Source organism: Streptomyces monomycini (assembly GCF_022271435.1).
Lineage (GTDB): Bacteria > Actinomycetota > Actinomycetes > Streptomycetales > Streptomycetaceae > Streptomyces > Streptomyces monomycini.
Window position 1 is genome coordinate 171,714 of the sequence record NZ_JAFIQY010000007.1, and the last position, 23,337, is coordinate 195,050.

Below are 23,337 nucleotides of genomic sequence, written 5' to 3' on the forward strand. Positions count from 1 at the left end.
GCGCGCGCCACCGCCGCCCGGCCGTTGTACCGCCGTACCGCCGTACCGGAGGAGAAGAGACCGAGATGCCCGCCGACCCCAACCGCCCCCGGCCGGCCGCCGCGGACCTGCACCACGTCATCGAGGTACGCGGCGCACGGGAGAACAACCTGGCCGACGTCTCCCTGGACCTGCCCAAGCGACGGCTCACCGCCTTCACCGGGGTCTCCGGGTCGGGCAAGTCCTCGCTGGTCTTCGGCACCATCGCCGCCGAGGCGCAGCGGCTGATCAACGAGACGTACACCGCGTTCGTCCAGTCCTTCATGCCGAGTCTGGGGCGCCCGGACGTGGACGCGCTGCGCAACCTGAGCGCCGCGATCGTCGTCGACCAGGAGCGGATGGGCGCCAACTCCCGCTCCACGGTCGGCACCGCCACCGACGCCTACACCATGCTGCGGATCGTCTTCAGCCGCCTCGGCACCCCGCACATCGGCACCTCCAGCGCCTTCAGCTTCAACAGCGCCGAAGGCATGTGCCCGCGCTGCGAAGGCATCGGCCAGGTGTCGGCCATCGACGTCGACCAGCTCGTGGACCGCGAACTCTCCCTCGCCGAAGGCGCCGTCACCGTGCCCAACTTCGCCGTGGGCTCCTGGTACTGGCAGGTGATGACGGGCTCCGGCTTCTTCCCGCCGGACAAGAAGCTCAAGGACTACACCGAGCGGGAGTGGCACGACTTCCTCCACAAGCCCGCGACCAAGGTGAAGGCCGCCGCCCTCAACACGACGTACGAAGGGCTCGTCACCAAGGTCCAGCGGCTGTTCCTGGCCAAGGACCGCGACGCGCTGCAACCCCACATCAGGGCCTTCGTGGACCGGGCCGTCACCTTCGCCGACTGCCCCGTCTGCGAAGGCACCCGGCTGAGCGCCGCCGCGCTCTCCTCCACCATCGACGGCGTCACCATCGCCCGGTGCTCGGCCATGCAGATCAGCGACCTCGCCGCGTTCCTGCGCACGGTCGAGGACCCCTCGGTGGCGCCACTCCTCGCCAACCTGCGGCACCTGCTCGACTCCCTCGTGGAGATCGGCCTCGGCTACCTGAGTCTGGACCGGCCCGCCGGGACCCTCTCCGGCGGCGAGGCGCAGCGCGTGAAGATGGTGCGGCACCTCGGATCCAGCCTCAGCGACGTCACGTACGTCTTCGACGAGCCCACCGTCGGGCTCCACCCGCACGACATCCAGCGGATGAACGACCTGCTGCTGCGCCTGCGCGACAAGGGCAACACCGTCCTCGTCGTCGAGCACAAGCCGGAGGTCGTCACCATCGCCGACCACGTCGTGGACCTCGGTCCGGGCGCCGGGACGGACGGCGGGCGGATCTGCTACTCCGGGGACGTGCCGGGGCTGCGCGCCTCCGGAACGCTGACCGGACGCTACCTGGGGCACCGGGCCCGGCTGCGCGAGACGGTGCGCACACCGCGCGGCACCCTGGCCGTCGAGGGTGCGAACCGGCACAACCTGCGGGACGTCAGCGTGGAGATACCGCTGGGGGTGCTGACCGTCGTCACCGGCGTCGCGGGCTCCGGCAAGAGTTCGCTGGTCCACGGGTACGTCGCCGGGCGCGACGGCGTGGCCGTCGCCGACCAGACGCCGATCCGCGGCTCACGCCGCTCCAACCCGGCCACCTACACCGGGCTGCTGGGCCCGATCCGTACCGCCTTCGCCAAGGCCAACGGCGTCAAGGCGGCACTGTTCAGCGCCAACTCCGAGGGCGCCTGCCCGCACTGCAACGGCATCGGGCTGGTCTACACCGACCTCGCGATGATGGCGGGGGTGGCGTCGGTGTGCGAGGCGTGCGAGGGCAAACGCTTCACGCCGAAGGTGCTCACGTACAAACTGCGCGGCAAGGACATCAGCGAGGTGCTGGCGATGTCCGTCGCCCAGGCACGGGACTTCTTCCCCTCCGGGCCGACGCAGGCCCTCCTCGGGCGGCTGGCCGGTGTGGGGCTGGGCTACCTGCGCCTGGGCCAGCCGCTCAACACCCTCTCCGGCGGCGAACGGCAGCGCCTCAAGCTGGCCATCCACATGAATGAGAAGGCGACCACGTACGTTCTGGACGAGCCCACCACCGGCCTGCACATGGCCGATGTCGACCAGTTGCTCGCCCTGCTCGACCGGCTGGTGGACGACGGCAACTCGGTGATCGTCATCGAGCACCACCAGGCGGTGATGGCGCACGCGGACTGGATCGTGGACCTCGGCCCGGGGGCCGGACACGACGGCGGACAGGTCGTCTTCACCGGCACGCCCGCCGAGCTGGTCGCAGACAGTGACACGCTGACGGCGCGGCACCTGCGGGAGTACGTCGGCCAGGCTCGGCCTGACGAGCAGAGGCGCGCCGGGCGCTGAGGGCCGGTGAGTGGGGCCGGGGCCGCGGCGGCCCGCCGGCCGAGGACCCGAGGGCACGCCTCGGGTCCCCGGACCGGCCTGGTCCACCATCCGGCGCCGTATGCCCGGCACGCCCGCCGTTCGTGGCGGGCGCGCCGGGCACGCGGCAGGCGACCGGTGCCGCTTCACCAGGCGACGGGCAGGTCCTCCAGGCTGAACTGCCGTGTCTGCGAGGCCCGGAAGCGGATCTCCTCCGGCGGCACCGCGAGCCGCAGCCCGGGAAACCTCTGCAACAGCGCCGTGTAGACGGCGGCCATCTCCCTCTTGACCAGCGGGGCGGCGACGCAGTGGTGGATGCCGTACCCGAAGGCCATGTGCGGTGCGGCCTGCCGGGTGATGTCGAAGCGGTCGGCCTCGTCCCCGCCCTGTGCGCGGTTGACGGCGAACAGGGAGCAGGCCACCCGCTCACCGGCCTTGATCACCTGGTCCCCGACGGTCACGTCCTCCAGGGCGGTCCGGGGCGCCACGGTGTGGATGACGGTGACGTAGCGCAGCAGCTCCTCCACGGCCCGGTCGATCAGCTCCGGCCGCTCCCGGAGCAGCGCGAGCTGGTCGGGGTGGTCGAGCAGCACCAGCGTGCCCAGCCCCAGCATGCTGGAGACCTGGAGGAACCCGTCCGAGACGAAGGTCGCGCCGATGCCCGCCAGCTCCTCGTCGCTGATGTCCGCGCCGTGCGCGCGCACCACCGAGCCGAACAGGCCGTCGCCGGGGTCGCGGCGGTGCCGGTTCGCGAGCGTGACCATGTACGCCCAGTACGCCTTCCCGGTGGCCGTCTGCTGCTCCGGCGACCCGGCGTCGTTCTGCGAGATGTCCAGGTAGCGCGCCAGTTCCGCCCGGTCGTCCCGGGGAATGCCCAGCAGTTCGCAGGTGATCAGGCCCGCCATGGGCCAGGCGAAGTGCCGCATGAAGTCGGCGGGCTGCCCGACCCGTTCCATGGTGGTCAGGCACTCCGCCACGATCTGGTGCAGGCGCGGCTCCAGCCTGCGGGTCCGGCGGGCCGTGAACTCCGGCGCCACCATCTTGCGCAGCCGGGTGTGGTCGGGTGGGTCGCACGTCAGCAGGTTCCCCGGCAGGACCGGGGTGCCCGTCCCGTCCTCGCCTTCGGGCAGCGCGGAGCTGAACCGCGTCAGGTCGCCCAGCACCTCCCGTACCTCGGCCTCCCCGGTGGCGAGCCACTTCACCCGGCCGTTGGGCCCGAAGTCGATGTCCGCGTCCCTCAGCGGCGCCTCCCGTGTCTGCCGCCGGAGTTCGGGGACCGGGTCGAACCGGTCCCGGCGCAGGTGTACAGGCATTTCCTGGGGCTGGGTCATCCTGACATCCCTTCTCGGTCGTCGGCTGCGGTGGCGGAAGGCGTCCGTGCGGGCGCCGTGGCCGGGCAGGCGTGTGCCCTGGAATGTGCCGGACGGGAGCCGGGCCGCTGCCGCGCGGAACTCCGGCGGCAACGGGGCGGCAGCGGCCGCTCACCGCGAAAACGGCGCCGGCCCCCGAAGAGGGGTGGCCGGGGACCGGCGCCGGGTCCTTTCCTCGTACCCGTCCTTTCCACGCCCGCGTTTCCCGCCTTGCGCCGGGGGGAGGACGGATTCCGATACGCCGGACTGCGCACACCTTCCTCTCCGAAAGACCGCGGCGACCATGACGAGCCGATATCTCCACGGCCCACCGGCCGGCCGCCGAAGCGGAAACAACGGAGCTTCACGTAAAGGGTCGGAATAAGGCTCCCGGGAATTCACGAAGCGGTTCCAGATATTGATGAACCGATTCACCTCACTGTGCTGGCCGCCGAAGTACCGGTCAAACGCGTTCAGTTGGACGGGTGGGCGGGCGTCGGGCCTGTCCAACCGGAGGGTTGCCCGGGTTGGACACCGCCGGTAGAAGCTGCCGCCCGCGTCGGTCGCGCCACAGTGTCGACCCGCGGACGTCCTTCCCGTACGGCATGTGCAAGCGGACTGGCCAGCGGGCATATCTCCTCCGCAAGGTGCAGGAAAGGTCAAGGCCGGTCGGCAAAGTCCCTTACGTGATCTGCGTCCGTCGATTCCGCTCGGTTGCCGGCCTCCGGTCCAGGGGAGCCGGATGGTGGCGCGGCTGCCCATGACGACCTTCCGCACCGCGAGGCAGGAGGAGGGTGCATGCGCCTGGACCGCGACCGCAGGTGGCTGCTGTTCGCGCTGCTCCCGGGCGTCCCCATAGCCGCCGGTGATCTCGTAATGGGTACGCCGCACAGCCTGGCCGGGCTGCTGATGATCTCTACGCTGCTGGCCGCCACCCGGCTCGACGGCCCCTGTACCGGATCCGTCGCCCTGTACGTGGTGCTGCTGGCCGCCGGTGTCGCGGTGTGGGAGGGCGAGCTCGGCGAACGGGACGTGCTGATACGCCTGACCGTGCTCGCGCTGGGCGGCGCGTACGGCACCTGGAGCGCCGCCCGGCGGGTGGCCCACGAAGGTGAGCTGACCGAGACCTCGTCCGTCGCCCAGCGCGCCATCCTCCAGCCCACCACCTTCCGGCTCGGCGGTGTGACCGTGTGCGCCCGCTACCGCTCCGCCTCGCCGCAGGCCCTGCTCGGCGGAGATCTGTACGCCTTCGCGCACACCGCCGCCGGCCTGCGCCTGCTGATCGGCGACGTGCGGGGCAACGGCCTGCGGGCCGTACGCCTGTCGGCCGCCGTGATCAGCTTCTTCCGCGACAGTGCCTACACCCGCACCGACCTGCCCGCCGTGCTGGACGCCACCGACCGGCGCCTGGCCGCGCTGCTCGGCGCGGAGGACTTCGTCACCGCCCTGGCCGCCGAGTTCCGCACCACCGGCCGGCCCGCCGTCACCCGGGTCGGCCTGGCCAACTGCGGCCACCACCCGCCCCTGCTCCTGCCCGCCGGCGCCCCGCCCCGCCTGCTCGCTCCGGCCGAACCGACCACCCCGCTGGGGCTGCACCCCGCGCCGGTCGTCGAGGACGTCATCCTCGGCCCCGGCGACCGCCTGCTGTTCTACACCGACGGCCTGGCCGAGGCCCGCAGCGCCGAGGGTGACATGGTCGATCTCGCCGGCCTGCGGTCCGCCTGCTCGCGGGCGGCGCTGGACGACGCCGCCGACGCGGTGCAGGAGGCCCTGCTCCGTCACACGGACGGCGCCCTCGCCGACGACGTGGCGTTCATCCTGGTCGAGTCCTGCCCGCCGGCGCGCTCACCGGACGTCCGGGCCGGGTGACCCGCGTCTCACCTGCGCGGCGCCGCTTGTCTATGCAACTCGTTGCATAGCAGGATCGGGGCATGGCGCTCGAACACGCGATCCTCGTCTCCCTGCTGGAGAAGCCGGGCTCCGGCTATGAGCTGGCCCGGCGGTTCGAGCGGTCCATCGGCTACTTCTGGACCGCCACCCACCAGCAGATCTACCGCGTCCTCAAGCGCATGGAGACCGACGGCTGGGTCGACGTCCGCGAGGTGCCGCAGCAGGGGCGGCCGGACAAGAAGGAGTACTCCGTCGCCGTCCTCGGGCGGAGCGCCCTCTCCTCCTGGCTGCACGAGCCGATCGAGCCGGAGAGCGTACGGCACGACCTCGCCGTCAAGATCCGCGGCGCGGCCTTCGACGACCCGGCCGCGCTGATCCACGAGGTCGAACGGCACCACCAGGTGCACACCGACCGGCTCGCGCACTACCTGGCGGGGGAGCGGCGCGACTTCACCGGCCCCGAGGCGCCCGCCGCCCTCGACGCCGGGCAGCAGCTCCAGCACGCCGTGCTGCGCGGCGGCATCGCGTACGAGCGCATGACGATCACCTGGCTGGAGGACGTGCTCGACACGCTCCATGCCTTGAAGCCCGAGCGGACCTGAGCCCGAGCGGCTCTGATCCCCGGCACCGCACCACCACGCCGAGCCGGCCGTCCGCCCGACGCGGCCGGTCCGGGCCCGCGACCCCGCCCTCTCTTCCCACCCACCCTCGAACCGAAAGGCGGACCCCATGGCCGACCCGCTGCTCTTCAACCCGCGCACCTACGACCCGGCGCACTTCGACCCGGAGACCCGCAGGCTGCTGCGTGCCACCGTCGACTGGTTCGAGGACCGCGGCAAGCGTCGGCTGATCGAGGACTACCGCTCCCGCGCCTGGCTGGCCGACTTCCTCGCGTTCGCGGGCAAGGAGGGGCTGTTCGCCACCTTCCTCACCCCGGCCTCCGCCGCCGGGGCTCCCGAGGAGCAGGCGTCCGGGCCGTCGGACAAGCGCTGGGACACCGCCCGGATCGCCGCCCTCAACGAGATCTTCGGCTTCTACGGGCTCGACTACTGGTACGCCTGGCAGGTCACCATCCTCGGCCTCGGCCCGGTCTGGCAGAGCGACAACGCCGCCGCCCGCGCCCGCGCCGCCGAACTCCTGGCGGAGGGCGAGGTGTTCGCCTTCGGCCTGTCCGAGAAGACGCACGGCGCCGACATCTACAACACCGACATGCTGCTGGAGCCCGACGGCGACGGCGGCTTCCTCGCCAGCGGCGCCAAGTACTACATCGGCAACGGCAACGCCGCCGGACTCGTCTCCGTCTTCGGCCGCCGCACCGATGTCGAGGGCCCCGACGGCTACGTCTTCTTCGCCGCCGACAGCCGCCACCCGGCGTACCACCTGGTGAAGAACGTCGTCGACTCCTCGAAGTACGTCAGCGAGTTCCGCCTGGAGAACTACCCGGTCGGGCCGGACGACGTCCTGCACACCGGCCGCGCCGCCTTCGACGCCGCGCTCAACACCGTCAACGTCGGCAAGTTCAACCTCTGCACCGCCTCGATCGGCATCTGCGAGCACGCGATGTACGAGGCCGTCACCCACGCCCGCAACCGCATCCTGTACGGCCGCCCGGTCACCGCCTTCCCGCACGTGCGCCGCGAGCTGACCGACGCCTACGTCCGCCTGGTCGGGATGAAGCTGTTCAGCGACCGCGCCGTCGACTACTTCCGCTCCGCCGGTCCCGACGACCGCCGCTACCTGCTCTTCAACCCCATGACGAAGATGAAGGTGACCACCGAGGGCGAGAAGGTCATCGACCTGATGTGGGACGTCATCGCGGCCAAGGGCTTCGAGAAGGACACCTACTTCGCACAGGCCGCCACCGAGATCCGCGGCCTGCCGAAGCTGGAGGGCACCGTCCACGTCAACCTCGCGCTGATCCTCAAGTTCATGGCCAACCACCTGCTGAACCCGGCCGAGTACGCGCCTGCCCCGACCCGCCTCGACGCGGCCGACGACGCCTTCCTCTTCCGCCAGGGCCCGGCCCGCGGCCTGGGAGCCGTACGGTTCCACGACTGGCGCGCCGCCTACGACGCGTACGCCGAGGTGCCCAACGTCGCCCGCTTCCGGGAGCAGGCGGACGCGCTGTGCGCGTTCGTCACCACCGCCGCCCCCGACGAGGAGCAGAGCCGCGACCTCGACCTGCTGCTCGCCGTCGGCCAGCTGTTCGCCCTGGTCGTCCACGGCCAGCTCATCCTGGAGCAGGCCCGCCTGACGGACCTCGACGCGGACGTCCTGGACGAACTGTTCGCCGTCCTCGTACGCGACTTCTCCGCGCACGCCGTCGAACTGCACGGCAAGGACTCGGCCACCGACGCCCAGCAGACCTGGGCCCTGTCCGCGGTCCGCCGCCCGGTCGTCGACGAAGCCCGCTCCGCGCGGGTCTGGGAGCGCGTCGAGGCGCTGTCGGGGGCGTACGAGATGGCGCCGTAGCGGAAGGTCCGTGCGGACGCGAGGTGATCCACGGTCACCCGTCGCAGGACATCGGGAGGATTCAGGAACTGGTCCCTCCAGTGCGACTTTTGGCCAGATGCCCCTCGCGTCCCGCACATCACGCCCCGGCACGCCATGCTCAGTGCAACCGGGCCGGCCGTACGGGCGCCCGTCGAGCAAGGGGGAACCACCGTGACACTGAAGAAGCGCGCGAGACTCGCCGCGGCCATCGCCGCACCGCTCCTCCTGACAGGCGCCACGCTCACCGTCACCGCGCCGGCCGCCAGCGCCGCGCCCACCGGTGCGGACGCGTGTACCCACCCCGGCTGGTCGAACAAGTCCTCCGGCAAGGGCACCGCGAAGGGCGACAGCGTCAAGGTCCGCACCGGCCCCAACAAGGAGTGCGGCGTGGTCGCCACGGTCGGCACCGCGCGCACGCTGTTCTACCACTGCTGGGTGAAGAACTCCGCCGGCAACAAGTGGACGCACGTACGGATCGACGGCCTCAACGTCGACGGCTGGGTCTACAACAAGAACCTCGACGACGGGGGCTCCGACCACCCGGACAACAAGTGCTGACCTGAGGCACTACTCGTAACACCTGTACCGCCTGTACCACCCGCACGACCTCAGGAGCGGGCCCACCGTCACCACGGGCCCGCTCCCCGGGTTGTGCGCGCCTTCGGGGCTGCGGCCGCCCCGTCGGCATCGCCTCTCGAACCATTGCGCGGATGATTGGATGATCGGGCCGCGTGACCTGATCGAACTGCGCTGACGGGCAGGCAAAATCGATCGCTGGACGATCGATAGAAGTCTTTCGTGAAGGTTTCATTGATGAGTGAACTTTCGGCTTCGCCTGCGCGTGTGGTGTCCGTAAGCTGCCAGCAGTCCGCCGCAGACCCGGTCGTGCGGACCACGCCGCGTAGTCCCCGAGGAGTTGGCCGCCATGAACACCCGGTGTCCCGAACTGAGGGAGGGCTGCCGGGTGATCTGCCCGGTGGGCGAGATCGACCTGGCCACGGCGCCGGCGTTCCGGGACCAGCTCAGAGGGAACGATGCTGCACTCCCGGCCTTCGTCGTCGCCGACCTGCGGCAGGTGTCCTTCATCGACAGCAGCGGACTGCAGGAGCTGATGAAGGCCCAGTCACGCTGCGAGGCGGCCGGCGGCTGGGTGCGGATCGTCTACGACCACGAGGCCGTCGACCTGCTGCTCCGGCTGACCGGCTACGCCGAACAGTTTCCCCGCTACACCAGCGTCGAGGACGCCCGGGACGACCGGGCGCCGGAGGCCGCGAACGGGTGAGCCGGTGACGGAGGTGCCGGTGACGGGTGAGCCGGTGCCGTCGGCACCGCCCGGAGCTCAGGCCCCGGGCCCGGCGCTCACCGGGTGCGGAGGCGGCCAGGCGGGACGGTGGTGCACGGGCAGGCTGGCCAGCGCCTGGGTCACGGTGGGGAAGACGGCCAGCACCTCCTTGCTGCCGGTGTGCTCCAGCATCCACAGCACCCGGCGCCCCACACAGGCGAGCAGGAGGCGGCCGCGGCGGCGGCTGAGCAGCCAGTGCAGCCCGAGCAGACAGTTCAGGCCGCGAGAGTTGCAGTAGACCAGCGCCGAGCAGTCCAGGACCACGTAGCGGTAACCAGCGTCGACGTGGCCGCCCATCGTCGTACGGAAGAACTGCTCCCCGGTGTGGTCCAGAGCTCCGCTGACGCGTACCACCGCACACGCGTCACAGTCGGCGACCATGTTGACCAGCAACCCGTCAGCGTGCGGCATGTCGCACCTCCGAGCGCGTTCGCACCAACACCCATGGGGCCGGGCCGACCACGCTATCCGTACGCAGGCACGGGTACCAGGCGGGTCCGGCCCGGAGGCGGCGAGTTGCGCCACCTCCGAGAGAAAGGCCCGCGGCCCGGATGCCGGACGCGGACCGGACTCCTTCCGTTCCAGTGGTCGTCGCAAACACCCTTCAGCTGCTGTGCGGCCGGGTGGACCCGGACGCGGCCCGCCGGCGGCGCACGGCGAGGCGGCGGGCACCGCTGCCCGCCGAACGGCCGCTTCCCGCCGTCCCCGCCGGGCGGGCGGCGACGGTGCCGGTGGCGGGCAGCAAGACGAACGGCCATGACATCGGCACGAGTTGGAGCACGCGGTACACGCAGCGCGGCGGCTGGCGCAGGTAGGTCTCCCCGCCGTGCGCGGCCACCCGGGACCGCACCTCGCACAGCCACTGCAATCCGCTGCAGTCGAAGAAGGTGACCTGGCTCAGGTCCAGCACCACCGTGCGGACGGACCGCGAGGACACCTGGGACAGGGCCGGGCCCAGGCGTCGGGCGAGCTCCAGATCCAGGTCGCCGCGGACCGACAGCAGCAGCGTCTCCCCGTCCCGCCGCGCACGCCAGCAGGGTCCGTCGCTCTTCGGGTACGAGCCGGTCGGCCGCCTGCGCGGCCCGCCGTCGTAGCGCCACCAGCGGGCGCCGGTACGGGCGAGGCGGCGGGGAACGGCGCGGCCACGGAAGCAGCGTGCGATACCGGACACAGGCGTCTCCTCCGTCGGTGGACGAGTCCCGGCCCGTAGGGAGGTGGCCGGGCAGTCGTGGCCGAGCGGGTGGGCGGTCCGATGCCGTGCGGGGCGTTCGCCGACCCGCCCGTCGGCTTCAACCGGTCTGATGCCCCCGATTCCGCCGGGACAAGCACGCGCCGGGGGAGCGTCCCACCGGAGGCACGCGGCCCCCGGACACCTGAACGGCCACCCCGTCACTGTACGAGGCCGGCCGCCGGCCGGGGCCGCGGCGCTCGCGGCCCGGACGGACGGCCGGTGTGCACGGCCGGGACGGCCGGCGTGCGCGGTCCGGGCGGGCGGCGGCGTTCGCAGACGGTGGTCACGCCACCGTACGACCCGTACTACGGCGGAACCGTGCGTGGCTGTCACCCGAACGGGGCATGGGTGGTACAGACCAGCCGCCGCGATCCGGCCACCGAGGCGTAACCGCAGGGGGCCGACTGGCCCTTGGGGGGAGTGAGCCGAAGGTTGTGTACCCGCCCTCGCGCCCGCGTCCGGACGACGCGGGCCGAGTACCTCTTGCCCCACGCCCACGAATCCGTCTTCTGGGCCCGTCGGCTGACCGCCGCCTTCCTGGCCCGGGACGGCACCGCCGCACCCTGCCCGGCCGATCCGGCGGACGCCTTCCTGATCGTCACCGAACTGGTCGCCAACGTCACCCGCCACACCCGCAGCAGCTGCCGGCTGCGCCTGTGCGTCCAGGACGGCACCCTGACGGTCGAGGTGAGCGACGACTGCCCCGACCGGCCCCGGCTCCGCCCGGCCGGTGACGGCGACGAGAGCGGCCGCGGCCTGCTGATCGTGCACGCCCTCGCGCACACCCTCGACGTCCTCGACGGCCCGACGGGCGGCAAGACGATCCGGGCCACCCTGGGCGCCGGATGAGCGCCGGCCGGGCGTCGGGGAGTTCGTGTCGCGACGTCTCAGGAGGAGGCGAACGCGGCTTCCAGGCGCGGAACGTAGTCGACGAGGTCCCGCGCCCAGCACCCGTGGGTATGGCCGCCGTTGCAGTCGCTGCCCCAGCCGGACCCGTTGCCGTAATTCACGTAGTGGTACGGCAGACCGAGGGCGTCCAGCCGGTCCTTGGCGTGCCGGGCGGCCGCTTCCACCCAGAACTCCGCGTCGGCGGGGCTGCCGTCGCCGTTGCCGGTGTACATCGCGATGCCCGTGTCGCGCAGCGCCGCCATGTGGGCGGTGGGATCGGCGGCGTTCCACCGCCAGTCGGCGTTGAACACCGGATACGGCGAGCCGAACACCGCGTCACTGGACACCGCGGGCCCGAAGTCCAGACCGCAGGCGGAGCCCGCGCCGGCACCGCACAGCGGAGCACCGATGTTGGTCAGGGTGGCGACCACGGCGGCGCGGATGACCCCCGCGTCCACCGACAGGTCGTTCGCACCGGAGAACGTCGCGACCTGACCGAACAGACCGGGATGCCGCTGGGCGTAGTGCAGCGCGCCGAAGCCGCCCATCGAGATGCCGCCGACGGCACGGCCCTTCCGGTCCGCGACCGTGCGCAGGTTCGCGTCGACGAACGGAAGCACCTGACCGATGTGGAAGTTCTCCCAGTTCTGCGCGCCGGCCGCGGTCTTCTGGTCGAGCCAGTTGGCGTACCAGCCACGCCGGCCGCCGTCCGGAACGACCGTGATCATCGACTGCGCCGCGGTGAGCGCGGGGTAGGCGAGAGCCGGGTTGCCGGGGTCGTCGGAGGCGCCGTGCAGGAAGTAGAACACCGGGTACCGCTTGGCCGGATCGGCCGCGTAGTCGCGGGGCAGCAGGATGCGGACGCGGTGCTCGCCGGCGACCTCGGCCGTCTTGACGGTGATGACGAAGTTGGTGGCGGTGCCGGTCGCGGGCGCGGTCTGGGCCAGACCGAAGGCGTCGTGCAGCTGAGGGGGCGCGGAGGCGTCGGCCGGAGCGGCGCCCTGCGCGGGCGGTACGGCCCGCGCGGCGGGCGCGCCCAGAAACAGCAGGGCCGACGCCAGGGCGACGGTCGCCCACGAACGCGTGCGAAGCAGGGCGAATGCCATCGGGCCGCTTCCTCTCGGTTGCGTGGGAACGCAAAGGCAAGGCCGCCGGGGCGCGGCCGGACAGGCCGAGTGTGACCCAAGTGGCGAACGGTGAAGGGGGTTTCCAGAAAATCCTTCCGATTTCGGGTGCGTCCCTGTGCTGTCCGCACGGCGGCCCCGGTACGGCGCGGCCGTCCGACGGCCCGGTACGGCGAACAGGCCACCCGCCGACCAACGAAGATCACCATGAGTGCAGAATGACCGATGTGCCGATAACGAACACCCCGCAGAGGGCGACGGTCGACGACGCCCGACTGGTCAGCAGTACCCTGGCCCGCGCTTTTGACGACGACCCGATGATGCGCTGGTTCTTCCCCGACGACTCGTCCCGCGAGACCGGACTGACCCGTTACTTCACCACGCTGTTCACCCGGCAGTACGCCCACCACGGCGTGTGCGAACGCACCGGCGCGGCGGCCGCCTTCTGGGTACCGCCGGAGGGTCAGGCGAAGGCCGTCCCCGACGCGGAGACCGTCCAGGAACTCCAGGACATCCTCGGCGACCGCGCCCCGCTGTTCCGCGACACCGTGATGGCAGCGGCCGAGCACGCACCCCAGGAACCGCACTGGTACCTCGCGGTGATCGGCGCCGACCCCGCCGCCCAGGGCCAGGGACACGGAGCCGCGCTGCTGCGCTCGGGCCTGGCCCAGGCCGACGCGGCGGGCCTGCCCGTCTACCTGGAGTCCTCCAAACCGTCCAACGTCCCCGTCTACGAACACTTCGGTTTCGTCGTACGCGGAGAAATGGAACTCCCGGGCGGCGGCCCGAAGCTGTGGGCCATGCGGCGCGACCCCCGCACCCCTGAGAGCGTCTGAACACCGAAGGACGCGCTACGGACGGGAGCCGTGACCGCACGGCGGGCGTGACACGGGAAACCCGCAACGCCTGCGGTCGGTTACGGCACCCCCGGACCCGAACCAGAAGAAGCTGGAGCGTTACGGCCGGCGCGCCCATTTCCCCCAGCGTCCTACCGGTTTCCGGCGAGTGAACATGACGGAACCCGAAGTCTGTCAGGGCGGTGGCGGACGGAATGTGTATGCGAAGCGGTCGAAGTCGAGAGTCCAGGCGTACTGGGCGAGGAACGCCTGCGAGAGCAGGCCGTTGATCGTGATGCCGCCGAAACGGGACCAAGGCGCCGTTCTGGCCGGGGTGATGGACAGGAGGCGGCCGGACTGTTCCAGCGGTCCCAGGCGCAAGGGGTGGGCGGCCAGGGTGTCGATGCGACGGTCCCCGGCGCGATCACGTAGATCAGGGCGCCCCGGCAGGGGCAGGAGAGCGGCAGGTCGGGGGATGGGGCGCGTGCTCATATTGGAACCAGGCGAGCATGATGCCCTCGGTGACCTAAATGCGGGCGGCGTCTGCGTTCCAGGAGCGGTGAAGACCTCGATGTCCGCGCGGCCGATCCCTTAGCGTTGCCAGGAGCCGATATCGGCGGCGTCCTCGCCGGTCGACGCAGCTGTCTGCTACGCCTTCCCGTCCGGCCTTGCCGAAATCGGCTCCTCGCAGTGCTGCCTACTGGAAACCCTTATCGGCGCGCCCTCCGAGCCGCTGTGCGACCCGTTCGGCGGCCTGCTGACCCGTGAGCACGGCGCCGTTCATGGTTCCGGCCCACTCGCCCGCGGTTTCCACCCCGGCCCAGTGGACGCGCCCGTGAGGCTCCGTGAGGGCGCTGCCGTAACTGACGGATGCATAGGGGGCTACAGCAGGGTTCGGCCCTCCCGGGGCGAACGGTTCGGATTCCGCCCCCCAGCAGTGGTCCAGGTAGCCGATGGGGGTGCTCGCCTGGGCGCCGTACAGCTCGACGAGCTGGTCGATCACCCGGCGACGTCGATCGGCCGAGCGGAAACCGTCGAAGACGCGAGGGTCGCAAAAGGCCATCAGGACACCTGGTCCGCTGTCGCCGGGTGAAACGTCGAAGGTGATGAACACGGTCCCGGTGTCGGTCAGTGCCTCCCCCGAAAGCCCGCTGCTCCGCCAGAAGGGCTTCTCATAGGCGACGAACGCCTTGCTCAGCGTGCCCAGACGCCAGGTCTTCGTGAGCCCTTCGGCCTTTTCAGGCAGGGCAGGTTGGAAAACGATGTCGGCGCGGTGTGAGGGGGCGGCAGTGACGATGGCGTACTTGGCGTTGATCACTTTCGAGTCGGTGCTCACCGTGACGCCGCTGTCGTCCTGGCTGATTCGGCGAACAGGGGCACCCACGACCACCCTGTCGCCGAGTTGCTCGGCGAGCCTCATGGCGATCTCTTGAGTGGTTTCGGTGATTCGCTCCTCTTGCTGACCGCCCTCGACGCTGAGCATGTGCTCTACACCCCCTGCAGCGCGAATGTAGCGCAACGCGTGCAGCAGAGAGACGTCCCCCGGGCTGCAGCCCCACTGCACCTTGGTGAGGATGGACATCAGCGCACGAGTGCTCGTTGTCGCTTGCTGCTGGTCGAGCCATTCTCCGAACGAAATCGCGTCAAGCCGGCCGGCGTCCGGGGATTCCCAGGCTCCATCGACGTCGATGGTCGAAGTCAGCTCCCCCACCGCCATCTGGATGCGGGCCAAGTCCTCCAAGGCTTCAGGTGAGACCTCGGGAAAGGTGCCGGTGTAGGTGCTGCGCTGTCCGTCCATCCACAGGACGTTGTGGCCTTCGTCGAACTGACTGGTCGTGGTGCACCCCAATCGGCTCGCGAGGTCTCGGATCGCAGTGTGCCGCCGTGCGACCCACGTTGCCCCGAGGTCGACCTTGACTCCGGCCACTTCGCCTGAGAACGCTCGGCCTCCGACGCGGTCGCGACCTTCTACGACCAAGACCGACACGCCCATGTTCACCAGCTGTTCTGCGGCGGTCAGGCCGGCGAAGCCAGCACCGACGATCACGACGTCGACTGCTGTGTCCTCGGTTCCGCCTTCAAGAGAGTTCGACATGCTTTCCTCCTTCACTCACGCGGTCCGCGCATTGTGAGATGTATTGGGTGAACGGGGCAGTAAGGGATTCGGGAATGGGATGTTCCGTCGTGCCGGTATGGCGACGCGCCACGCCCGAATCCGCGGTTTTCATTCCTGGTTCCGACTCCTCGTTGGTCGCGGTTCCGACGTTTCCACCGTCCCAACTGTGGATCCCGCCTGCAACAAAAACGTGCACCTGTCTCGTGCGGAAGAAGTGCACGATGCACCGAACTCTTGATTTCGGATGGTCACCGATTGACAAGCGCTGTGATACGCACCATGCCCCGCCATGCCCGGAGCGCGTGACTTCATTCGGACAATTCGGCAATCGTGAACGTGCTTGCCGTTCGGTCTCGTAATCGAACACCGGCGTCGGCTGCGGTCTGTTCCCTCGGAAGGAATCAGAACAGAGAAGGATTTCAGTCGAGCAGGTAGTGGTCGCTCTTGAGCGGCTGCCCTGTCAGCGCCGGATGGCCGAACACTCCAGGGTGCCGCTGACCTTTGGGCGGTGGCGGTGGCGGTGGTGGGGGCGGAGGCCGGATCGGCCGAGTTGTGCCTGGTGATCCGGCCTCCGCTCTCCTTTGCTCAGGGGACGAGTACGAGGCGGATCGGGTCTCCGGTCTTCTTCTCCAGCCGGGCCACGGCGTCTGCGGCTTCCGCCAGGGGGATGTGGGCGCTGACGGAGGGGCCGAGGTCGATGCGTCCGGCGGCGGCCAGTCCGACGAGCTGTTCCACGTGCTCCGGTTCGGAGCCGTAGTGTCCGCGGATCTGCCGGACGTTGAAGCAGAAGTCGATGCTGTCGGCGACGGTGACCGGCTCCGGGGTGAGGCCGGCGAGCACCAGGACGCCGTTCGGGCCGAGCACGGTGGTGGCCTGGGTGCGGGCCGCTCCGACGCCGGCGAAGTCGAAGGCGACGTCGATGCCCCGGCCTGCCGTGGCCTCGCGCACCGCCTCGGTGAAGTCTCCGGCCGTGGGATCCAGCGCGTGGTCGGCGCCGAAGAGGAGGGCGCGTTCGCGCGCTGAGGGCAGCGGGTCGACAGCGATGACAGGGGCGGCGCCGACCAGGCGGGCGAGCCGGATGCCGTGGGCGCCGAGGCCTCCCGCTCCCCAGATGCCGACTGCCTGCGCGGGGCGGACCGCGCCGGTGTCCACGATCGCGGCGTACGGGGTGGAGACGGCGTCGGGGATGATCGCGGCTTGGTCGAACGGCAGGTGGTCCGGGATGGGGAGCAGGGTTTCCTCCCGGGCCAGGGCGTACTGCGCCCAGCCCCCGTCGTAGTCCACCCCTCGGGTCAGCGGCCGGCGGCAGGGCATGCGGCGCAGACAGTCGGCGCAATCGCCGCACGCCTGCCCGGCCTGGAGCACGACCCGCAGGCCGGGAGTCCAGTCGCCCTTCACATCGGGGCCGACGGTGTGGACGACGCCGGCCACCTCGTGGCCAGGGGTGATGGCACCGGAGCCCTGGACGGCCTCCACGGGGTAGAAGGGGCTCAGGCTGCCGTCGATCAGATGGAGGTCGGACAGGCAGACGCCGGCGGCCCGCACTTCGACGAGGACCTCGCCCGGGCCGGGAACCGGGACCGGGACCTCTTCGACGGCGAAGGCGCGGGTGTCCAGGCGAAGCCGTCCGGCCAGCATGGTGTTCATGCGGAAACCTCGATGTGCTCGGTGAAAAGTGCGCATGCAATGCATACACGCGACATGGTCGTATGACCATGTCGGGCAACCGTGTCTGCTGACGAGGTTTCCTGTCAAGCGATGCCCGCCGGACGTTCTCAGGGGTCGGCAAGTTCCCTCGGATGACTGTGTCCCTCGGTACAGTCAAGCGACATGTTCACCCGACAAAGTCGCGTGTAGGTTAGCGAGGGACTGCTGGAGTGAAACGAAAGGCACGCTCATGACTCAGGTGTCCGTAGGCGCGGCGCGGGCGATCCCCGAGCGCCCCCCGCTGCCCCTCGTAGGCCACGCGTTCAACGTTCCCGCAGGCGCGGACTTCCTGGCCTACCTGCTGAAGGAGTTCAAGGAATTCGGGCCCGTGTACCGGCTGCGGGTCTTCGGGAGGGACACCGTCATGATCGGCGGCCTGGACCTGGTGACCGAACTGTCGGACGAGACCCGCTTCCGCAAACACCTTCACGCCGACCTGGTCGAGGTCCGGGCCCTGGCCGGAGACGGCCTGTTCACCGCCTACAACCATGAACCGAACTGGCGCAAAGCCCACGACATCCTGATGCCCGCGTTCTCGCTCGGCGCGATGCGCAGCTACCACGCCCCCATGCTCAAGGTCGCCCGCTCACTGATCGGCAAGTGGGACCGGCTGGCCGGGGTGCAGTCGGTGGATGTCCCCGACGAGATGACCAGGCTGACCTTCGACACGATCGGCCTGTGCGGCTTCGGCTACGACTTCCAGTCCTTCCGCCGTGACGACCTGCATCCGTTCGTCGACGCGATGACCCGGGCTCTCGTCTTCGCCCAGGAGAAGGGCGAGTCCATCCCGGGCTCCGAGCTGTTCAAGAGGAAGAAGGTCGAGCAGTTCCGCACGGACGTCGACCTGATGACGGACCTCGTCGACGATGTGATCAAAGAGCGCCGCGCCTCCGGCGACACCAGCACGGACGACCTGATGGGGCTGATGCTGCACACCAAGGACCCTGCCACCGGCGAGCCGCTGGACGACGTCAACATCCGCCACCAGGTGATCACCTTCCTGATCGCCGGCCATGAGACGACCAGCGGCGCGCTCTCCTTCGCCCTGTACTACCTGACCAAGCACCCGGAGGTGCTTGCCCGGGCCCAGGCCGAGGTGGACGCCTTGTGGGGTGACACCGACTCCCCGGACCCCCAGTACGGTGACATCGGCAAGCTCACCTACATCCGCCAGGTGCTCAACGAGAGCCTGCGGCTGTGGCCGACGGCTCCCGCGTTCGCCGTCGAGCCGATCGAGGACACCGTCATCGGCGGCAGGTACCCGGTACACAAGGGCGATTCGCTGATGGTGGTCACCTCGGCCCTGCACCGCGATGCGGCCTGGGGGGAGAACGTCGAGCTGTTCGATCCCGAGCGCTTCACTCCCGAGCGGGAGGCGGCCCGCTCGGTCCACGCCTTCAAGCCGTTCGGCAACGGCGAGCGGGCCTGCATCGGCCGCCAGTTCGCGCTGCACGAGGCCACCCTGCTGCTGGGCCTGCTGGTGCACCGTTACCGCCTGATCGACCACACCGACTACCAGCTGAAGATCAAGTCGACGCTGACCATCAAGCCCGACGGATTCCGCCTCCGGCTCGCCCGCCGCACCAGCGGCGAACGGCGCCTGCCCGCCGTGACGGCGGCGCACCCCCTCGTGGACCCGACCGCGGCCGTGACGCGCCGCGTGAGCGGCACCGCGCTGACCCTGCTGCACGGCTCCAACCTCGGCACCTGCGCCGGCATCGCCCGCGATCTCGGCACGGACGGCGAGGAGCACGGCTTCACCCCCTCCGTCGCCTCCCTCGACGCGTACACGGGACGGCTGGCCGGCACCGAGGGCCCCGTCGTCATCGTCGCCGCGTCCTACAACGGTCGTCCCACCGACGACGCCGCCGAGTTCGTCGCCTCCCTGGAGGACCTCGCACCCGGCTCGCTCGCCGGGCTGCGGTACGCCGTCCTCGGGGTCGGTGACCGCAACTGGGCAGCCACCTACCAGCGGATCCCCACCCTGATCGACGAGCGTCTGACCGCCGCCGGCGCCGCCCCGCTCATGGAGCGCGGCAGCGCCGACGCCTCCGGTGACTTCGCCGGAGCGGTCGACCAGTGGACGGAAGACCTGTGGGCGGCCCTTCTGGACGAGTACGGCGAAGCGGTCGCCGGCGAAGCGGCCGGCCCCGCACCGGAAACGGAAGGGGAAGGGCTGTACGAGCTGGAGGACACCTCGGAGTCGGTCCTCGGCGGCCTCACCGATCGCCACGGCGTCCAGCCGATGGAGGTCCTCGAAGCGTACGAACTCGTCGACACCGACCACGAACTCGGTCGCTCCAAGCGGTTCCTGCGGCTCCGGCTGCCCGAGGGCGTCACCTACCGCACCGCCGACCACCTGGCCGTCCTGCCCAGCAACCCCGAGGCCCTCGTCCAGCGTGTCGCCGACCGCTTCGGCCTCGACCTGGACCGCACCGTCCGGCTGCGCGCCCGCCGCCGGAGCCGCGGCGCCCTGCCCGTCGACCGGCCGCTGCCCCTGCGCCGCCTGCTCACCGACTTCGTCGAGCTCCAGGACCCGGCCACCCAGGAGCAGGTCGCGGTGCTCGCCGAGCACACTGCCTGCCCGCCCGAGAAGCAGCCGCTCACGGCCTTTGCCACCGCCGGCCCCGACACCTTCCGGGAGCAGGTGACCCTCGCAGGGCTCAGCGTCCTGGACCTCCTGGAGCGCTACCGCGCGTGCGAACTGCCCTTCGAACGCTTCCTGGAGCTGCTGCCGGTACTGCGCCCCCGGCACTACTCGATCTCGTCGTCCGCCGCGGCCCGGCCCGGCGAGGCCGACCTGATGGTGTCACTGCTCGCCGCGCCCCACCGGTCGGGGGAGGGCACCTTCCGGGGCATCGCCTCGCACTTCCTGCAGACGGTGAACGCGGGCGATGTGATCCAGGCCCGGGTCCTGCCGTGCAGCGAGTCCTTCCGCCTTCCCGAGGACACCTCGGTACCGGTGATCTTGATCAGCGCGGGCACCGGCCTCGCGCCCTTCCGCGGCGCGGTCCTCGATCGCCACCACACCGGCTCGACCGGCACCCTGCTCTGCTACTTCGGCTGCGACCATCCCGACGTGGACTTCCTGCACCGCAAGGAGTTCGAGGCGGCCGAGGCGGCCGGCGCCGTCAGCATGCGCCCCACCTTCATGCATGCACCCGAGAACGGCGCCCGCTTCGTCCAGGAGCGCATCGCCGGTGAGAGCGAGGAGGTGTGGTCGGTCCTGGAGGCCGGCGGACGCGTCCACATCTGCGGCGACGGCCGCCGTATGGCACCCGCCGTACGGGAAGCGTTCATGACGCTCTACTGCGAGCGGACCGGTGCGAGCGATGAGCAGGCCGTGGCATGGCTCGCGGAGCTCGTCGAGGCCGGACGCTACGTCGAGGACGTCTGGGCCGGCTGATTCTCACGAGTGGACAGAGACGTTTGCGGGCGCACCCGGAAGGTGCGCCCGCAAACGTGTCCACGTCGTGTCAGGCCGTCGGCACGTCCGGCAGGGCGAGGCTGCCCTTGGCCAGCGCCACGGTCGCGGCCACGAGTGCCCTGAGGCCCGTCCGCTCAGTGGCCTCGTCCGGCAGGCACAGGAGGACCTGCATGGTGAGTCCGTCGAAGCCGGAGAGGAAGAACCGGGCCACCGTCTCCGGGGACTCGGCCAGTTCCTGTCCCGTCCTCGCGGCCGTCTCGGTGATCACCTGTGCGGTCACCTCTATGACCCGCCGGTAGTGGCTCTGCCGGGCCTCGTTGAGACCGGGGACGCGCAGGGCGAACATGGTCAGCTCGCTGAGCAGCTGGTGGTGCGTCGTCGGCTCCCGCACAGTGCCCCACAGGGCTCCCGCCAAGGCGCTGAAGGTCTCCTCGAAGCCCGCGTCCTCCGGCGCGGCCCGCTGTACCTGCGCGACCAGCTCGTCGGTGATCTGGTCCATGACCGCGCGATAGAGGTCCTCCTTCGTGCCGAAGGTGTAGTGGACGGTGGCCTGCGCGACACCGAGCTCCGCGGCGATGGCGCGGGTACTCCCCGCGGCGACACCCTCCCGGGTCATCAGGTCGATGGCCGCCTTGATCAACTGAGGGCGGCGCTCCGCCGCGGACACATGAGCCATACGCCCACTATATTCGACTTAGTCGGGCGACACAGTCGGCTCGGCCGAGGGCTCTGCCGCCGGCCGGGCGGACAGCTCGGTCGAACGCACCCTACCGTCGTGGGCCGAGCGGTGATTCAGTCGCCAGGTGTCCGGCCCGCTGCCCGCGGGGAGAGTCTGCCCGGCCCGGGTGACGTTTCGCTCGCGAGCGTCGAATGCGGAGCGGCGGGCCCGGATGAGGCCGCTGGATCGGACGGGAGGCGCATCGCGGCACCCCAGGAGATCCAGAAAGGCGCTGACGTGACCCCGTCACCGTGATGGAGCACTACGGTCGGGAGTCAGGGCGCGTGTCCTGATCGGGCCGGCTCTCAGAGACCGAGGTAGTCGCCCAGATCGGCGTAGTCGACCTGCCACAGGCCAGGAGAGCCCGTCGGATACTGGGAGCGGAACCCGAGCATGCGCTGGACACGCGGCGAGAGCGTCCTGACGAGCTCCATGTCGACCAGGAAGGGGTACGCCTCCTCGCCGGTGAGGAACCCCGGGTTGAGGGCGAAGGCCACCGCCCGCCGGTACTCGTCGCTCGTCCGGTTCGCTCCACCCCCGTGCGCGGTCTTGCCGCTGAACAGCAGGGCGTCTCCGGCCTTCATGACCGCGGGAATCGTCTGCTCAGGAGTCCCGCGGTCCTCGAAGTCGCTCCAGTGGTTGCTCCCGGGGATGACGCGGGTGGCGCCGTTCTCCTCCGTGAAGTCGGTCAGTGCGATCAGGAAGTTGAGGGCGACTTCCGGGCCGCTGGGCCCCATCCCGACGAACGGGAACCAGTTCTCCAGGTCCCGGTGCAGCATCTGCGCCTGGCTCTGAGGACCGATCTCGATCACCTGTGCGGTGGTCATCCAGTACGTGCCCGACTCCGGGAGAAAGGTCCGGTCGCAGATCTCGTGGACCAGGCGGTGCTCGAGGATCTCGTCGCGGAACGTGGCGCTGTGCGTGACCAGGTTCGTGAGGCGCTTGGTGCTGCTGCCGTGGAACGCGGCCACCACGTCGTTCTCGTGGGTCGAGCCCGGGCGAAGCGCCTGCAGCGGGGGCTCGATCTCGGCGTTGAAGCGGTTCATCTGCTCCTGCGTCAGGAAGTTCTTGACGATGAGGCCGCCATCGCGGGTCAGGAGTTCGGCAATCTCGTCCGTCGGGGTGTCCGTCGCCACCGACGACAGGGGCCGGGGCTGCTTCTGCGTCGTCATGTGCATTCCTCTCCCTCACCATGAACTTCGGTTGACCGCACGCCCGATCGGCCGCCGGCATCCTGGCTGTCGTGGTCGACTGCGCGTCGCCCTGACGACGGCCAGGCGGGTTCGATCGTGATGGCGTTTCCTCGCTGTCCCTGTGGCTGGTGGCGCCACTCTCGCCAGCCACGACCGCCGGCGAGAACGACAGCGAGCACCTGCTTTGCCCGGGTCCGGTGCACGTTGCACAGGCCGGTCGCACCGCCGCGGTCATACGGCGGCCATTCAGGCGGGCGTTCGGTGAACCCTGGCTTCGGGTGGGCCACGGCGTCCTGGACCCAGCCGAGGGTGGCGAGGACGTTGACCTCCGGCACTTCGCGGGCGGCATCGAGTCCAGGCCGACGACAGGGCCGTACGCCGGTTGGATGCCCGCGTTGTTCCCGAGGACGTCCAGCCCGCCGAATCGCGTGCGAGGGTGTCGAAGATCTCGCGGCGGTGCTGGGATTCGTCCGCGCGTCGGCGACGGTGATGACGCTGCCCCGGAGGAAGGAAGCCGCGGCATCCTCAAGCGGCCCGGCCTTGCGCGCTGTGATGCACACGCGCGCCCCTGCGGCGACAAGCTGTCCTCGACGGCAAGACCGATGCCCCGGCTCGCTCGGG

The 23,337-nt window shown here is 70.5% G+C and carries 18 protein-coding genes; 9 read left to right on the forward strand and 9 right to left on the reverse strand.

What is annotated here, in order from left to right:
- The first annotated feature begins 65 nt into the window (after positions 1-65).
- Positions 66-2,384, forward strand: coding sequence for an ATP-binding cassette domain-containing protein (locus JXZ78_RS11800; protein WP_238782936.1), 2,319 nt, complete (start codon positions 66-68; stop codon positions 2,382-2,384).
- A 164-nt stretch (positions 2,385-2,548) separates the two neighbouring features.
- On the opposite strand, the gene JXZ78_RS11805 is transcribed toward JXZ78_RS11800, so the two are convergent.
- A complete protein-coding gene (locus JXZ78_RS11805; protein WP_238782937.1) occupies positions 2,549-3,733 on the reverse strand; it encodes a cytochrome P450 in 1,185 nt (394 codons plus the stop codon).
- An 816-nt stretch (positions 3,734-4,549) separates the two neighbouring features.
- Here JXZ78_RS11805 and JXZ78_RS11810 point away from each other — a divergent pair.
- The 5 genes from JXZ78_RS11810 to JXZ78_RS11830 all read left to right on the forward strand — a co-directional run bounded on the left by JXZ78_RS11810 (position 4,550) and on the right by JXZ78_RS11830 (position 9,416).
- Positions 4,550-5,620 carry a PP2C family protein-serine/threonine phosphatase gene (locus tag JXZ78_RS11810; protein ID WP_238782938.1) on the forward strand — a complete coding sequence of 357 codons (1,071 nt, stop codon included), beginning with the start codon at positions 4,550-4,552 and terminating at the stop codon, positions 5,618-5,620.
- A gap of 62 nt (positions 5,621-5,682) precedes the next feature.
- Positions 5,683-6,243: a PadR family transcriptional regulator gene (locus JXZ78_RS11815; RefSeq protein WP_238782939.1), complete on the forward strand. Its 561-nt coding sequence runs from the start codon at positions 5,683-5,685 to the stop codon at positions 6,241-6,243.
- A 127-nt stretch (positions 6,244-6,370) separates the two neighbouring features.
- On the forward strand, positions 6,371-8,113 hold the full coding sequence (locus JXZ78_RS11820) for an acyl-CoA dehydrogenase family protein (protein WP_238782940.1): 1,743 nt from the start codon (positions 6,371-6,373) through the stop codon (positions 8,111-8,113).
- Positions 8,114-8,305: 192 nt separating this feature from the next.
- Entirely contained in the window at positions 8,306-8,692 is a 387-nt protein-coding gene (locus JXZ78_RS11825; RefSeq protein ID WP_238782941.1) for an SH3 domain-containing protein, read from the forward strand.
- 367 nt (positions 8,693-9,059) lie between these two features.
- Positions 9,060-9,416, forward strand: coding sequence for an STAS domain-containing protein (locus JXZ78_RS11830; protein ID WP_238782942.1), 357 nt, complete (start codon positions 9,060-9,062; stop codon positions 9,414-9,416).
- Positions 9,417-9,473: 57 nt separating this feature from the next.
- On the opposite strand, the gene JXZ78_RS11835 is transcribed toward JXZ78_RS11830, so the two are convergent.
- The gene (locus JXZ78_RS11835; protein ID WP_238782943.1) at positions 9,474-9,887 is read right to left on the reverse strand and encodes an STAS domain-containing protein; all 414 of its coding nucleotides are present in this window, start codon (positions 9,885-9,887) and stop codon (positions 9,474-9,476) included.
- Between the two features lie 193 nt (positions 9,888-10,080).
- Positions 10,081-10,647: an STAS domain-containing protein gene (locus JXZ78_RS11840; RefSeq protein ID WP_238782944.1), complete on the reverse strand. Its 567-nt coding sequence runs from the start codon at positions 10,645-10,647 to the stop codon at positions 10,081-10,083.
- Positions 10,648-11,190: 543 nt separating this feature from the next.
- On the opposite strand from JXZ78_RS11840, the gene JXZ78_RS11845 reads away from it, so the two are divergent.
- Positions 11,191-11,556 (forward strand): ATP-binding protein, encoded by a 366-nt coding sequence (locus JXZ78_RS11845; RefSeq protein WP_238782945.1) that lies wholly within the window; start codon positions 11,191-11,193, stop codon positions 11,554-11,556.
- Positions 11,557-11,594: 38 nt separating this feature from the next.
- Here JXZ78_RS11845 and JXZ78_RS11850 read toward each other — a convergent pair whose 3' ends face one another.
- Entirely contained in the window at positions 11,595-12,701 is a 1,107-nt protein-coding gene (locus JXZ78_RS11850; RefSeq protein WP_238782946.1) for an alpha/beta hydrolase, read from the reverse strand.
- Positions 12,702-12,937: 236 nt separating this feature from the next.
- Between JXZ78_RS11850 and JXZ78_RS11855 the strand changes: the two genes are divergently transcribed.
- A complete protein-coding gene (locus JXZ78_RS11855) occupies positions 12,938-13,555 on the forward strand; it encodes a GNAT family N-acetyltransferase (protein WP_238782947.1) in 618 nt (205 codons plus the stop codon).
- A 195-nt stretch (positions 13,556-13,750) separates the two neighbouring features.
- Here JXZ78_RS11855 and JXZ78_RS11860 read toward each other — a convergent pair whose 3' ends face one another.
- The 3 genes from JXZ78_RS11860 to JXZ78_RS11870 all read right to left on the reverse strand — a co-directional run bounded on the left by JXZ78_RS11860 (position 13,751) and on the right by JXZ78_RS11870 (position 17,318).
- Entirely contained in the window at positions 13,751-14,047 is a 297-nt protein-coding gene (locus JXZ78_RS11860; protein WP_238782948.1) for a hypothetical protein, read from the reverse strand.
- A gap of 205 nt (positions 14,048-14,252) precedes the next feature.
- Positions 14,253-15,650, reverse strand: a complete 1,398-nt coding sequence (locus JXZ78_RS11865) for a flavin monoamine oxidase family protein (protein WP_238782949.1) — start codon at positions 15,648-15,650, stop codon at positions 14,253-14,255.
- A gap of 606 nt (positions 15,651-16,256) precedes the next feature.
- Positions 16,257-17,318, reverse strand: a complete 1,062-nt coding sequence (locus tag JXZ78_RS11870) for a zinc-binding dehydrogenase (RefSeq protein ID WP_238782950.1) — start codon at positions 17,316-17,318, stop codon at positions 16,257-16,259.
- Between the two features lie 250 nt (positions 17,319-17,568).
- Here JXZ78_RS11870 and JXZ78_RS11875 point away from each other — a divergent pair, with 250 nt between their 5' ends.
- Positions 17,569-20,784: a bifunctional cytochrome P450/NADPH--P450 reductase gene (locus JXZ78_RS11875; protein ID WP_238782951.1), complete on the forward strand. Its 3,216-nt coding sequence runs from the start codon at positions 17,569-17,571 to the stop codon at positions 20,782-20,784.
- A gap of 70 nt (positions 20,785-20,854) precedes the next feature.
- Here JXZ78_RS11875 and JXZ78_RS11880 read toward each other — a convergent pair whose 3' ends face one another.
- Together JXZ78_RS11880 and JXZ78_RS11885 are read right to left on the reverse strand one after the other, a co-directional pair.
- The gene (locus JXZ78_RS11880; protein WP_238782952.1) at positions 20,855-21,481 is read right to left on the reverse strand and encodes a TetR/AcrR family transcriptional regulator; all 627 of its coding nucleotides are present in this window, start codon (positions 21,479-21,481) and stop codon (positions 20,855-20,857) included.
- A gap of 347 nt (positions 21,482-21,828) precedes the next feature.
- The gene (locus JXZ78_RS11885) at positions 21,829-22,695 is read right to left on the reverse strand and encodes a phytanoyl-CoA dioxygenase family protein (RefSeq protein ID WP_238782953.1); all 867 of its coding nucleotides are present in this window, start codon (positions 22,693-22,695) and stop codon (positions 21,829-21,831) included.
- Positions 22,696-23,337: the final 642 nt, after the last annotated feature.